At 59.3% G+C, this 12,050-nt stretch carries 15 protein-coding genes and 1 tRNA gene; 7 read left to right on the forward strand and 9 right to left on the reverse strand.

The window, feature by feature from the left end:
- Positions 1–90: 90 nt before the first annotated feature.
- The 6 genes from C7I36_RS17860 to C7I36_RS06940 form a co-directional block, all read right to left on the reverse strand.
- Positions 91–2,172: a flagellar hook-basal body complex protein gene (locus C7I36_RS17860; protein ID WP_106452992.1), complete on the reverse strand. Its 2,082-nt coding sequence runs from the start codon at positions 2,170–2,172 to the stop codon at positions 91–93.
- A 12-nt stretch (positions 2,173–2,184) separates the two neighbouring features.
- Positions 2,185–2,868 (reverse strand): flagellar hook assembly protein FlgD, encoded by a 684-nt coding sequence (locus C7I36_RS06920; protein ID WP_106452993.1) that lies wholly within the window; start codon positions 2,866–2,868, stop codon positions 2,185–2,187.
- Positions 2,869–2,871: 3 nt separating this feature from the next.
- Positions 2,872–3,291, reverse strand: a complete 420-nt coding sequence (gene flgC, locus C7I36_RS06925; protein WP_106452994.1) for a flagellar basal body rod protein FlgC — start codon at positions 3,289–3,291, stop codon at positions 2,872–2,874.
- A complete protein-coding gene (gene flgB, locus C7I36_RS06930) occupies positions 3,288–3,689 on the reverse strand; it encodes a flagellar basal body rod protein FlgB (protein WP_106452995.1) in 402 nt (133 codons plus the stop codon). Before flgB ends, flgC begins: the two co-directional genes overlap by 4 nt.
- A 65-nt stretch (positions 3,690–3,754) precedes the next feature.
- On the reverse strand, positions 3,755–4,576 hold the full coding sequence (locus tag C7I36_RS06935) for a CheR family methyltransferase (protein ID WP_106452996.1): 822 nt from the start codon (positions 4,574–4,576) through the stop codon (positions 3,755–3,757).
- Between the two features lie 19 nt (positions 4,577–4,595).
- The gene (locus tag C7I36_RS06940) at positions 4,596–5,510 is read right to left on the reverse strand and encodes a chemotaxis protein CheV (RefSeq protein WP_106452997.1); all 915 of its coding nucleotides are present in this window, start codon (positions 5,508–5,510) and stop codon (positions 4,596–4,598) included.
- A 125-nt stretch (positions 5,511–5,635) separates the two neighbouring features.
- Here C7I36_RS06940 and flgA point away from each other — a divergent pair, with 125 nt between their 5' ends.
- From flgA to flgN, 3 genes are all read left to right on the forward strand, one after another.
- Positions 5,636–6,373: a flagellar basal body P-ring formation chaperone FlgA gene (gene flgA, locus C7I36_RS06945; RefSeq protein ID WP_106452998.1), complete on the forward strand. Its 738-nt coding sequence runs from the start codon at positions 5,636–5,638 to the stop codon at positions 6,371–6,373.
- 70 nt (positions 6,374–6,443) lie between these two features.
- Positions 6,444–6,770: a flagellar biosynthesis anti-sigma factor FlgM gene (gene flgM / locus C7I36_RS06950; RefSeq protein WP_106452999.1), complete on the forward strand. Its 327-nt coding sequence runs from the start codon at positions 6,444–6,446 to the stop codon at positions 6,768–6,770.
- Complete coding sequence (gene flgN / locus C7I36_RS06955; RefSeq protein ID WP_106453000.1) at positions 6,767–7,186, forward strand: flagellar protein FlgN; 420 nt, start codon at positions 6,767–6,769, stop codon at positions 7,184–7,186. Before flgM ends, flgN begins: the two co-directional genes overlap by 4 nt.
- A 45-nt stretch (positions 7,187–7,231) precedes the next feature.
- Here the strand turns inward: flgN and C7I36_RS06960 are convergent, their stop codons facing one another.
- Positions 7,232–7,642, reverse strand: coding sequence for an LPP20 family lipoprotein (locus C7I36_RS06960; protein WP_106453001.1), 411 nt, complete (start codon positions 7,640–7,642; stop codon positions 7,232–7,234).
- Positions 7,632–8,363, reverse strand: a complete 732-nt coding sequence (locus tag C7I36_RS06965) for a FlgO family outer membrane protein (protein ID WP_106453002.1) — start codon at positions 8,361–8,363, stop codon at positions 7,632–7,634. The genes C7I36_RS06960 and C7I36_RS06965 overlap by 11 nt, the downstream gene beginning before the upstream one ends.
- A gap of 172 nt (positions 8,364–8,535) precedes the next feature.
- Between C7I36_RS06965 and C7I36_RS06970 the strand changes: the two genes are divergently transcribed.
- The 3 genes from C7I36_RS06970 (at position 8,536) to C7I36_RS06980 (ending at position 10,720) form a co-directional block, all read left to right on the forward strand.
- On the forward strand, positions 8,536–9,663 hold the full coding sequence (locus tag C7I36_RS06970) for a flagellar assembly protein T N-terminal domain-containing protein (protein WP_106453003.1): 1,128 nt from the start codon (positions 8,536–8,538) through the stop codon (positions 9,661–9,663).
- An 84-nt stretch (positions 9,664–9,747) separates the two neighbouring features.
- A tRNA-Arg gene (locus C7I36_RS06975) sits at positions 9,748–9,822 on the forward strand.
- 67 nt (positions 9,823–9,889) lie between these two features.
- Positions 9,890–10,720 carry an SDR family oxidoreductase gene (locus C7I36_RS06980; RefSeq protein WP_106453004.1) on the forward strand — a complete coding sequence of 277 codons (831 nt, stop codon included), beginning with the start codon at positions 9,890–9,892 and terminating at the stop codon, positions 10,718–10,720.
- A 15-nt stretch (positions 10,721–10,735) separates the two neighbouring features.
- On the opposite strand, the gene C7I36_RS06985 is transcribed toward C7I36_RS06980, so the two are convergent.
- A complete protein-coding gene (locus C7I36_RS06985) occupies positions 10,736–11,068 on the reverse strand; it encodes a DUF1904 family protein (RefSeq protein WP_106453005.1) in 333 nt (110 codons plus the stop codon).
- A gap of 75 nt (positions 11,069–11,143) precedes the next feature.
- Between C7I36_RS06985 and C7I36_RS06990 the strand changes: the two genes are divergently transcribed.
- The gene (locus tag C7I36_RS06990; protein WP_106453006.1) at positions 11,144–11,995 is read left to right on the forward strand and encodes a TraB/GumN family protein; all 852 of its coding nucleotides are present in this window, start codon (positions 11,144–11,146) and stop codon (positions 11,993–11,995) included.
- Positions 11,996–12,050: the final 55 nt, after the last annotated feature.

Below are 12,050 nucleotides of genomic sequence, written 5' to 3' on the forward strand. Positions count from 1 at the left end.
GATAGCCTGTATCAGTAAAACCATGAAAAAACCCGGGTTTTCGGTCCCGGGCTTTTCTTCCAGCTTCAAGCTTCCGGCTTTCAGCTTGTATTAACGGATTTGCAGTATGCTCTGCTGCAGTGTGCTGTTCACCTCCAGCGCCCGGGAGTTGGCCTGGAAGTTGCGCTGAGCAGTAATCAGGTCCACCAGTTCACTGGTCAGATTGATGTTGGACTGCTCCAACGTAGCTGACAGTATGAGGCCATTAGGCCCTTCATTAGGCTTACCAGCGACAGGCTCACCCGACTCCCGTGTCGGGATCCATCCTGAACCACCAACCGAGCGCAGGCCTTGCTCATTGGTAACCCGAGCCACCGCAACACGCCCCAGATACTCTTTACTGGCGTTGCTGTAACTGGCCACTACCAGACCGTCCTCGTTGATATCCAGTGAGGTCAGATAACCAACCGTATTACCATCCTGCTCCATTGCCAGTACCTCAAAGGGGCTGACATATTGCGTGAGCACATCAAATGAAAGAGTAAATTGTTGGGAAGGATCAGCCCCGTCAGCCGGTATACCGGCATTTTCCAGACTTTCTGTTTGCAGCGGGTCCACACTGAAAGTAGGGTTACCTCCCTTGTTATCGAAGGTTACGACAAAACCTTCAACCTGATGATCCAGCCGCTTGGAAGTGTCCAGAGGATTGGGGTAAGTAACTGTTGTATCAGCACCGCCCCCCGGCACACTGATCGGCTTACCATCTATGGTCAGGATCGCATTCCAGCTATTCTCAGGTATGCCTCTCTTGGTCAGATACATGGTCGCCTGACGCGGCTGCCCCAGAGAATCATAGATAGTGATAGTCGTACTGTTACTAAAAGTTTTGCTATCGGTAATATCAAGAACTGCGTCATTTCCCGCCACGCTGCTGTTATTGGCCAGGCCGAGTTCAGCAAGCAAATCAGACTGTGAAGGCATGCCAGTAGTATCAGCCGACAATATCAGACTGGACTCACCACCTTGACTTTGGGACGTAATGGAAAGCTGGCCTTTAGCATCCAGTGCTACGGCTACCTTTTTCTCATAAGGGGCAAGAGCATTATTAATTTTATTTTCAATATCCTTTAACATGCCATCCAAACCATTGGCATTACTCTGGTAATTTTTATCCAGAGTCACTGCCACATTGGGTGTGCCATCGACGCTGATATTGAAGGTCAGGTTGTTGGTGCTGTAATCCTTGGTACCGTTATTAACCCACTGACTGTTTATACCACCACCCAGCTCTGGGGGGAAACTCACGTCAATATAAGCGCCTTCACCCTTGGTTCGTGAAGCAATCTGCAGCTTACCACTTGCATCGGTCGCTAACGCTATCTGACCAGCCTGAGGGGCTGTATTTTTTAACGCCTGATTAATGGCAGTTTCTACCTGCGACAGGGTACTATAGTTACCTTCCGGCAGTGTGACGGTAACTCTTGACGGCTGACTCTCTCCCTGCCACGGACGATAGTTGGCAGCGGTCACCTCTAATGCAACTCCCCCAGTAGCAATGGTCAGCGGAAAATTAACCGCTGCGTCTGTAGTGACACTGGCCGAACTCTGGCGATTGGGCTGCAATGCCTGAGTTCCCGCCAAAACAGCAGAAGTGCCGGAAGAGGTAAGATATTGACTACCCTTGTCCAGGTTCATACTGGTAGTGATATTTCGGGTAGCTTCTGGCGCACCTGCCGCCTGAGGGATCCGTAACGGTTTGGTCTCTCCCAGCCCCAGGTTACTTACTCCTCCGGTCTGGGAATCCACATCATATACCCGTAGATACTGACCTTGAGAGTTGGTCACATAATTTTGATTATTAAGCTTGAAGGCTCCGGCGCGGGTTAATGTATATTTACTGCTGTTGAGTTCGTCCCCTACTATAAAAAAACCCCTGCCACTGATTCGCATATCGAGGGGGTTATTAGTATAGAGCGAAGCGCCTTCATGAAACTGTTGGCTCACTGCTGAAGTTTGCACGCCATTACCAGTTTGAGTTTTTGCATTTGCTAATATCGAGTTAGAGTAAAGATCAGAAAACTCAGCCTTTGACCCCTTAAAACCATAAGTATTAACGTTGGCGATATTATTGGCTGTGACATCCAGATCTTTCTGGGCAGCATTAATACCGGTGAGCGCAATATTAAACGACATAATTTATTTTCCTCACGCAGACGTTCCGCCAGCTATTTCAAGAACCTTGTCAAGGGGCACACCGCCCATACCCACAACATTAACCAGATTAGGATTGGTTCCATTACCCAGGGTCACACTGCTGACCTTGCCAAAAACCAACGCATTCAACTCAGTACCAGTACCATTGACCAGTCCGTTTACTTTAAATTTGTAATTCCCTGACTTGAGCGCTTCACCGTTATTGTCCAACCCATCCCAGGCAAAGGGAACATTGCCTTTATGTGGCCCGGCCAGATTAAGTGTGCGTACCGTCTGTCCCACTTCATTTTCTATTGTTATGGTTAGATTACCGACCCCGGAACCGGCTACAATCACCCCATCAACCGGCGCTTTGCCATCCCAATGACCCGTATTGACCGGCAACAGCACTCGCTGTCCCACCAGACTGGATGCTTGCAGAGCCTGACTGGAAGTCATAACCGAATTAAGACTGGCTATCTGCTTGGTCATGGAAGCAATGCCTTCTGAGGTAGAAAAAGCAGTCATCTGGCTGATCATCTCGGCATTATCAGCCGGCTTGAATGGATCTTGATAAGCCAGTTGTTGAGTCAACAGCTGAAAGAAGTCTTCCTGTTTTAGCTGCTGATCTTTGGGCGTTCCCAAATCAACGGGTTCGGTTTCCCGCAATCCATTAATATATCCGGGTATATTCATTTATCACCCCTTGCCCAGCCGCAGGGTCTGCTGCAGCATCTGCTTGGCGGCATCGGCCACCTGCACATTGGTCTGGTAGTTGCGCGAGGCGCTGAGCATGTCGGTCATCTCTTCCACCACGTTGACGTTGGGTTTGTAGATGAAGCCTTCCGCGTCCGCCATCGGATGATCCGGGCTGAATTCCTTTTGCAACGGCTTGTTGGTTTCCACGACACCCAGGATTTTGACGCCGACGCTTTCCTGACGGTCGGACAGGGCCCGGTCCAGGTCGGCGGCGAACACCGGCTTGCGGGCACGGTAGGTCTGGTCGATGCTGGAGCTGACGCTGTCGGCGTTGGCCAGGTTACTGGCGGTGGTGTTGAGCCGGACCGACTGGGCGCTCATGGCGCTGCCGGAAATATCGAATACCTTAAAAAGGCTCACATCGAGTCTCCTTTGATGGCCTTCAGCAAACCGGAAATCTTGCTGTTGAGAAACTCCAGGGACGCCTGGTACTGGAGGGCGTTTTCCATGTAGTTATTGCGCTCGGTCTGTGCGTCCACGGTATTGCCGTCCCCGGTATCGGGCTGGTTGGGCACCCGGTACTGGACGGTGCCGGGCGGCGCCAGTTCAACGGCGAAGTGCTGCAGATGGGTGCGGCTCAGGGAAAAGTTCTGGTTGTTCTGGGCATGGCTCAACGCCGCCTGGAAGTCCATGTCCTTGGCCTTGTAGCCCGGGGTATCGGCATTCGCCAGGTTGCCGGCCAGCAGCTCGGCCCGCTCGGAGCGGGCCACCAGAGCATGCTGGTGCACACCAAACGCCTTGTCGAAAGAAATCGCCACCCGGCACCTCCTGCTTTAGTCCTGATTCAATTGACAGCCAAGACAAAGCAAAACACGTGCCAGAGTTACTTGAGGCGATAGATGATGCCCGGGCTGCACCGGACCATCTCGAACTTGTCGGACAGCCCGGTAAGGGACTCGGACGCACCAAGCAGCAGGTACCCGCCCGGATTAAGGGCGCCGGCAAACTGGTTGAGGATTTTCGATTTATTCTCGGGAGAGAAGTAAATCAATACGTTACGACAAAAAATCAGGTCGAATTTGCCAAGGGCGGCATAGCTGTCGAGCAGGTTGAAGGAACGGAAGCTGACCATGTTCCTCACGCTCGCCTGCAATTGCATCTTGCCGTCGGCCAGGGGGGTGAAAAAGCGGCTGCGCCGTTCCGGCGACAGCCCCCGGGCCAGGGAAAGGCTGTCGTACACCCCCTGCTTGCACTGCTCCAGCATGCTGCTGGAAATGTCGGTGGCAAGAATTTGCAGCCCCGGCAAGGAGCCCGGCCGCTTGGCCAGGTATTCCTGGGCAATCATGGCGATGGAATAGGGCTCCTGGCCGGAAGAACAGGCGGCAGACCAGATTTTGAGGGTTTTGCCCGGCCGGGCCAGTTCGGGCAGCAGCCGTTCGGCCAGCAGGGTAAAGGGATAGATATCCCTGAACCAGAGGGTTTCGTTGGTGGTCATGGCGTCGATGACGGCGGTTTTCAGCTCCCGTTCCCGCAATTGCATGGAGCGGTTGAGCAGCTCGCCGAGAGACTCGATGCCAAAACGGCCCAGCAGCGGTGACAGCCGGCTCTTGACCAGGTACTGCTTGCTTTCGCCCAGCACGATACCGGTGTGGGTCTCGAGAAACTGGCAGAACACCCTGTACTGCTCATCGGTAAAATTTTTCATCCGTGGAATTTACGCCTTGTTACAGAGCACTGTTAACGGCCGATGCCAGCTCGTCCGGATGGAATTTCGCGATAAAGTTGTTGGCGCCCACCTTTTCGACCAGGGCCTTGTTGAACACACCGCTCAGGGAAGTGTGCAGGATCACGTGCAAATCCTTGAGCCGGGGATTGCTGCGGATTTCGGCGGTCAGGGTATAGCCGTCCATTTCCGGCATTTCCACGTCGGAGATGACCATGGCCAGTTGATCGGTGATGGGCCCCTGCTCGGCCATTTCCACCAGCTTGTTGAGGGCCTGCTTGCCGTTCTCGGTGACGATGCACTGCAGGCCCAGGGCTTCCATTGCCTTCTGGATCTGGCGGCGGGCCACCGAGGAGTCGTCGGCGATCAGGATGGGCTTGTGCTGGCGATCGCCGTGGTGGGACACCTGCTCGATAATGGCGGAATTGACCCGGGTGCTGGCCGGGGAAATTTCATCGAGGATTTTTTCCACGTCCAGGATTTCCACCAGTTCGCCGTCGATCTCGGTCACCGCCGTCATGTAATTGAAACGACCGGCCCCCTTGGGCGGCGGCAGTATGGATTCCCAGTTGACGTTGATGATGCGCTCGACCGAGTTCACCAGAAAGCCCTGCACCGAGCGGTTGTATTCGGAGATGATGGCGAAGCAGTTCTCGGTGTGCTCGGTGGGCCGGCCCCCCATGGCCTTGCTGAGATCGATAATGGAGATGGTCTGGCCCCGGATGCTGGCCACGCCCTTGATCACCGGGTGGCGCTGGGGCAGGCTGGTGAGGTTGGGGCACTGCAGCACTTCCTTGACCTTGAACACATTGATGCCAAATCTTTGACGGCCATTGAGCTTGAACAGCAGCAGCTCCAGCCGGTTTTGGCCCACGAGTTGCGTTCTTTGGTTTACCGAGTCGAGGATGCCCGCCATTCAACTATCTCCATTACGCCATGGCATGTTTTATGCTTGTTTATCGTGCTGTCATTTAGCTTAACACCCGCCGCAGCCAAGTGCCACCAGGCCAGCTTACGCAGTTTATCGGCGACGAGGTAGAGATGTTTAAAGGTATTTTTCCGCTCCCCCAAGCATTGTCACATTTTGGCGTACTGCCAAGGTGGCTTTGCCTGATTGCCGCTTTTCTGTGCTGGCAGCCCGCCGCCCGGGCCCAGTTGTCGGTGCACGACAGCGTGCGCCAGTATGCGGAAGACTATGTCCGCGACTTCGTTCCTCTCGGCGAACATGACCGGCTGGAGGTCGAGGCCGCCAGTATAGATACCCGGCTGCAACTGACCGAATGCCTCGGCCAGTTGACCGCCGATATCCGGGGCTCCGGCGAGGTCAGGCGCAACACCCATGTGCATGTGCAGTGCCACGAAACGCCGGGCTGGAGCCTTTTTGTGCCGGTACGGGTCAAGGTGCTCAAGCCGGTGGTCACCGCCGCCGACCCGGTGGCGCGCAATACCCTGCTCCAGCCCCAGCACCTGCAGACCAGCTACCAGGACGAAGTCCTGCTGCGCGGCGACGTGTTCAGCAACCCGGATGATCTTGTCGGCACCCGCAGCAAGCGCGATCTGCGCCCGGGACAGCCGATACTGGCCAGCCAGTTGTGCGTGGTGTGCAAGGGCGACAAGGTGGCCATAGTGGCGGAGTCGGGCGGGCTTTCGATCAAGACCGAGGGCACGGCCGAGGAAGACGGCTCCTTCAACGACAGCATCCGGGTGCGCAACAACAACTCGGGGCGCGAAATCCGGGCCAGGGTCGGCTCGGCCGGGGTGGTCAGGGTCAGCCTGTAATTTCTGCTAAAGTTAGCGAAGCGGACGCCGATAAGGAGTCCATACAGCAGCAAATCAGGATTGAAGCATCATGGCAATCGACAAGTTACCCCCCGGCCTGAACGGCCCCCAGGCCCAGGGCCTGACCAACGGCAAGTACAAGTCACCGGAAACCAGCCGCGCCAGACAGGAGACCGCAGCCCCCTTCGTACAGCAGGACTCGGTCAGCCTGACCCCGGAGGCACGTCAGCTGAACCAGATGCAGCAGACCCTCGCCAACAACCAGGGCAGCGACAACAGCGCCCGGCTCGAGGCACTGAAAAAGGCCATCAATGACGGCAGCTACAAGGTAGACAGCGAACGCCTGGCCGCCCGCATGGTGAGCCTGGAGCAGGAAATAGAGACGCTGTATCAATGACCCTGGATGAGCTGCTGCAACATCAGGACTCCCGGCTCCGGCATCTGCTGGAGCTGAGCGATCAGGAACTCGATCTTATTGTCCGGCGCCGCGCCCTGGAGCTGCCCGCCCTGGCCCAGCGCAAGGAGGCCTTGCTGGCCGAAATCAAGAGCGCAGACGATGACATTGCCGCCCACCCCGAACGGGAACGGCTGCTCGACGATGCCGGGCTGGCCGGTCAGGTTGAGGCGCTGCGAGGATTGCTGGCCCAGTGCCAGGAAAAAAACCGGATTACCGAACAGCTGCTGGAACAGACCCTGGCATCCAGCCGTCGCCTGGCCAACATGATGAGCCGGCTGCACGAGCGCCAGAGCATGACCTATGACCAGAAGGGTCACACCAGCGGTATCAACAAGGGCACCGGCTTCAAGGTCTGATCCCTTTCGCCAACGGCGCCCGCTCCCGGGCCGCCGTTGGGGCAATTATTCCCCGCGCCTCAGTTTCTGATACAGGGCCAGGTCCAGTTCCAGCTCGGTAATGTACATGTCTCCGTCCGGATAGCTGTTGACCACCCGGGCGCCACGCACCACTCCCCGGCTCGAGCTGTTGACGGTGCCGTCCTGCAGCACATGGCTGTTGAGCCGGCTCGAACTCGACACCATGACGCCCCCCAACTGTTCCGACAGCTCCCGGTAGGCATCCATGCGCGAGGCCCTCATGGCGTGCAGCAGTTTCTGCTGGTAATCGGCGGGCTGTTGCAGGCTGATGGGGGCATAGCCCACGGCATAAAGGTGGTTGCGGGCGGGGGCCGGATGGCCGCCTCCCCCCGTCTGCCCGCCCGCGGCGCAGCCGGTCAGGGCCAGCAGCAACAGGGCGGCACACTTATTTCGCATAACGGCTCCTTTGTTCCGGGGTGATCACCACTTCCGGTCCCCTGGCCTGCAGCATGCCGGCCACCAGGTACTCGGGAATAAACTGCTGGGCGCTGGCGATCATGCTGTTGTCTCCCATCGACACCAGCCGTGCGTTGATCAGCCGGCCGCCGTTGGTTTCACTGATGGTGCCGTGCACCAGGTAGCGGGCATTGATGCGACCGCTCAGTTGGCGATAATCCCGGCTGGTGCTCAGGTCTCCCTCGGGGGTGATACGGATAAAGGGCAGGGTCTTGAAATCGACTACCCGCAGGCCGTACTGGTTGAGCTGAAACATCATGGTTTCCGACAGCAGCCGGCTGAACTCGTCCTGGCTGCGGTAGTCCTCCTGGCTGACAAAACCGCTCACCGCCACGCCCGACTGGGCATCGAGCTGGTGGGCACTGGACACCAGGCGGTAGGCCAGGGCCGACATGTGCTGCTGCAACTGGGTCTGGCCGCCCACCAGGGAGGGCCCGGCGGCGGGCAGGTAGGCGCTGCGGGCACCGGCGCTCATGCGCATGGGTACGCCGTCCTGGCTGTGGCGCGGCGAGGCGGCAGGCGCCGGCTGCGGCCCCAGGGGCTTGTGGTTGACGTAATGGGCAGCATGATCATGGGGCAGATAGTGATTCTGGCCGTCGAACTGCTGCCCCGCGCAAGCGGTCAGCCCCAGTACGGCAACCAGAATAAGTGGTCTTGTCATCAACAGGCTCCCGAGGAAAAATGAAACTGGACTCTTTATCGGCCGGCGGCAGGCAAACTTTACCGGCATCGATAAGGGCACCGGGCAAGGATTTTGCATAAATCTTGCCAAAGATGATTCCCGGCCAGGATTTTGTTTCATGGCCGCCCTTTGACAGGATAACCGGGTACCGATGAAAGCCTTTCTCCCGCTGCTGCTGCTGTTTCCGCTTGCCGCCACCGCCGAGTGGTATGAAGCCGAGGGCTCGGCGCCCCTCGGCCTGGGCGCCGACACCGCCCGCCAGCAGGCGCTCGAGCAGGCGCTCAGCGATGCCCTGCTGCAGGCCGGCGCTTCCCTGACCACGGTTCAGTCGGTGGTCGACGGCACCTTTGCCGGCCAGCAGCTCGATATCACCGCCCAGGGCGAGTTGATGGACTATGTCATTCTCGACGAGCGACGTGACCAGGGCCGGCTCTGGCTCAGGGTCAGGGCCGACATCTGGCCCGGCGAAGGCCAGCAGAGCCAGTGCACCAGCCGTTATCGTCCGGGCATCACCCTCGCCGGGCTGAGCCTGCGCCATCCGGAGCAGGGTCAGGTAGGGCAAATCTTCGCCCTGGGCGAGGCGGTAGCCGCCAAATTGGCGCAGCAACTGGGCAACAGCGTCAATCTAATGACACATCTGCCCCACCCGCTGGCCACCGATCCCCGGTTGCCGCGCAGCCCCGGCCTGCGCAAGGGCAGCGACGTGCTCGCCAGCCAGCAGCAGTCGCGGCTGCTGTTGAGCGGGGTGATCGAGGATATCAGCATCAGCGACGGCCACTGGACCAAATGGACCTTTTCCGAGATCCCCCGCCAGTTCAGCCTGTCCATCACCCTGGAAGACACCCTGACCGGCGACACCCTGCTGCACCAGCGCTACCAGACCCAGTCCGCCTGGACGTTCAAAAAACACGACAGGGTCAATGTACACGACCACGGTTTCTGGCAATCGGCCTACGGCCAGGCGGTGGCGCAGCTGCTGCTGCGCGTGGGTCGCGAAGTGGTACAGGCCCAGTCCTGCATGAAGGCGGTTGGCAACATACTGCAGCAGTCGGAAGAAGGCATACTGATGGATCTGGGCCGCCAGGCCGGCATCCAGGTCGGCGATCGCTTCACCCTGCTGCACCGGCGCCAGCTGCAACCCGGCTATTACAGCGAAACCTCCTCCCAGGCCCAGTTCGTTGTGCGCCAAAGCCATCTCGACTACAGCCTGCTGGTGCCTGCCGACGCCGGAGCCCGCCAGGTTCGCGTCATGCCCGGCGACCGGCTGAGCCAGCTGTAACCGGCCGATTGACTACTTTGCAGGCAAACAACAGCGCCGCCGTTGCGCCCGGCGGCGAAATTTGCAATATTGTGCAGCCGTTGCGTCCCCGTAGTTTAATGGATAAAACAAGCCCCTCCTAAGGGTTAGATGCAGGTTCGATTCCTGCCGGGGACGCCAGCTTCTTCCCATGATTTCCCGATCCATTTCCGTTACATTGGCAGCCTGGCCATCACAGGAGTCTGCCATGACCCGTTCCGTTCTCATTACCGGCTGTTCTTCCGGCATCGGCGAATGCGCCGCCCACCACCTGCAGGCCAGGGGATTCAGGGTCATCGCCTCGGCCCGCCGGGAGCAGGACGTCACGCGCCTGCAACAGCAGGGGCTGGCCGCGGTGCGGCTGGACCTGGCCGACGAGGCCAGCATCGAAGAGGGCGTCGCCCAGGCGCTGGCCCTCACCGGCGGCGAGCTGTACGGCCTGTTCAACAACGGTGCCTACGGCCAGCCGGGGGCAGTGGAGGACTTGCCGACCCGGGCCCTGCGCCAGCAATTTGAGACCAACCTGTTCGGCACCCACCACCTGATCCGGCAGGTGTTGCCGGTCATGCTGCAAGCCGGCAGCGGGCGCATCATCCAGAACAGCTCGGTGCTGGGGCTGGTCGCCATGGCCTATCGCGGCGCCTACAACGCCTCCAAGTTCGCCCTCGAGGGCTACACCGATACCCTGCGCCTGGAACTGCACGGCACCGGTGTCCAGGTCAGCCTGATCGAGCCCGGCCCCATCGAAACCCGCTTCCGGGCCAATGCCCGGGAGGCGTTTTTGCGCCATATCGATCCGGAGCAAAGCAGGCACCGGCAAGGCTACCGGCAAACGCTTGCCAGGCTGCAAAAGCCCGGCCCCAGTTCCCGCTACAGCCTGCCGGCCGAGGCCTGCATGCCGCCGCTGTTGCACGCCCTGGACAGCCGGCGGCCGAAAACCCGCTATCCGGTGACCCGCGCCACCCTGATGATGGCCTGGCTGCGCCGCCTGCTCAGCGATCGAGCACTGGACCGGCTGTTGCTGAAGGCCGGAGGCTGAACCGCCGCCCGGCGTTCAGAAATGGCGGCCGTTTTCGTAGTAGTTGCGCCCTTCCAGCCGGGTGAACACCACTGTGATGTCGGCCTCTTCGCCCAGCCTGGCGCGCAGCGCCTCGGTAATGGCCGCCGCCACCCGGTCCTGCACCTCCAGCGGGCGCTCGAACCACAGCACTTCCACCAGGGGAAAACCGGCCACCACCTGCCCCAGCTGGACAAATTCGGCAGGAATAAATTCCAGGGTAAAGTCGTCCTTGGGGCTGTCGGTCATCGGTGCCAGGGTATCGACCAGGGTCTTGCTGATGTGTTTGACCGTATCCCGGCTGACGCCACGAAAACGCAGGTGGGGCATGATGCTATCCTTATTTATCTGTTCACAACGATACCGGCATCATAATCAAAGCCGTAGTACAAAACAGTGGGGCCCATGAAAATTTTATTGCATACCTTGTTATGGCTGTGGTGTACCCAGGCCCTGGCCGCACCGGCCCTGTGGTCCGCCACCCGGGGCGAGCAACAGCTGTGGCTGTTCGGCTCCATCCACCTTGCCGACGAGCGACTGGCCCGGCTGCCGCCACTGCTGTTGCAGGCCCTGGAGCAGAGCGAATTACTGCTGCTGGAGGTCGATCCCCTGGCCATTACGCCGGACAGCCTGGGCTCGGTGATCGAGCCGGACACCGACTGGCAGGCGCGTTTGGGCGCGCCCCTGGCGCAGGAGCTGGCCACGACCGTGGCCACCAGCGGGCAGCCGGGCCTGCGCCGGCTGCCGCCCTGGTTCGCCGCGCTGCAGCTGACCCAGCTCAAGGCCGCCGAACTGGGCTTTCACAGCCACCAGGGGGTCGATATGCAGCTGCGCATGCTGGCCCGGCAACAATCCCTGCCGGTGGCCGGGCTCGAATCGCCGACCCTGGTGCTGGGGCTGCTCGGCTCCATGCACCAACGGCAACTGGAAGCGGACTTCGTGCGCCACAGCCTGGACGAAATGACGCAGATGGCGGACCACCTCGAGCGCCTGATGGAAACCTGGCTGAGCGGCGACGAACAGGCCTTGCTGACGCTGTTGCGCGAGCAGCCCGGCCCCCGGCTCGGCCGCTTCATCGAGCAGGAGCTGCTGCACTCACGCAACCGGCTGTGGCTGGAGCGGCTGGAACAACTGGCTCCCAAACGGGCGCTGATGGTGGTCGGCGCCCTCCACCTCTACGGCGAGCAGGGCATCATCGCCCTGCTCGCCGATGCCGGTTATACACTTAGCAAAACTGAGGATATAACGCTTTATTGATCAGGATCAGCATCAGCCGGCGCCGGCCCGTTAAGATGCAGCCATAGAGCACACG

The sequence above is a fragment of the Zobellella taiwanensis genome (assembly GCF_003012795.1).
In the GTDB taxonomy this organism is placed as follows: Bacteria; Pseudomonadota; Gammaproteobacteria; order Enterobacterales; family Aeromonadaceae; genus Oceanimonas; species Oceanimonas taiwanensis.

Excerpts from the sequence above, each read along its gene's own strand:
- C7I36_RS06980 (WP_106453004.1), top strand. The coding sequence starts at position 9,890 with ATGACCCGTTCCGTTCTCATTACCGGCTGTTCTTCCGGCATCGGCGAA.
- C7I36_RS06985 (WP_106453005.1), bottom strand. The coding sequence starts at position 11,068 with ATGCCCCACCTGCGTTTTCGTGGCGTCAGCCGGGATACGGTCAAACAC.
- C7I36_RS06965 (WP_106453002.1), bottom strand. The coding sequence starts at position 8,363 with ATGACAAGACCACTTATTCTGGTTGCCGTACTGGGGCTGACCGCTTGC.
- C7I36_RS06935 (WP_106452996.1), bottom strand. The coding sequence starts at position 4,576 with ATGAAAAATTTTACCGATGAGCAGTACAGGGTGTTCTGCCAGTTTCTC.
- flgM (WP_106452999.1), top strand. The coding sequence starts at position 6,444 with ATGGCAATCGACAAGTTACCCCCCGGCCTGAACGGCCCCCAGGCCCAG.
- C7I36_RS06990 (WP_106453006.1), top strand. The coding sequence starts at position 11,144 with ATGAAAATTTTATTGCATACCTTGTTATGGCTGTGGTGTACCCAGGCC.
- C7I36_RS17860 (WP_106452992.1), bottom strand. The coding sequence starts at position 2,172 with ATGTCGTTTAATATTGCGCTCACCGGTATTAATGCTGCCCAGAAAGAT.
- C7I36_RS06970 (WP_106453003.1), top strand. The coding sequence starts at position 8,536 with ATGAAAGCCTTTCTCCCGCTGCTGCTGCTGTTTCCGCTTGCCGCCACC.
- C7I36_RS06960 (WP_106453001.1), bottom strand. The coding sequence starts at position 7,642 with ATGCGAAATAAGTGTGCCGCCCTGTTGCTGCTGGCCCTGACCGGCTGC.
- C7I36_RS06920 (WP_106452993.1), bottom strand. The coding sequence starts at position 2,868 with ATGAATATACCCGGATATATTAATGGATTGCGGGAAACCGAACCCGTT.
- C7I36_RS06940 (WP_106452997.1), bottom strand. The coding sequence starts at position 5,510 with ATGGCGGGCATCCTCGACTCGGTAAACCAAAGAACGCAACTCGTGGGC.
- flgA (WP_106452998.1), top strand. The coding sequence starts at position 5,636 with ATGTTTAAAGGTATTTTTCCGCTCCCCCAAGCATTGTCACATTTTGGC.
- flgN (WP_106453000.1), top strand. The coding sequence starts at position 6,767 with ATGACCCTGGATGAGCTGCTGCAACATCAGGACTCCCGGCTCCGGCAT.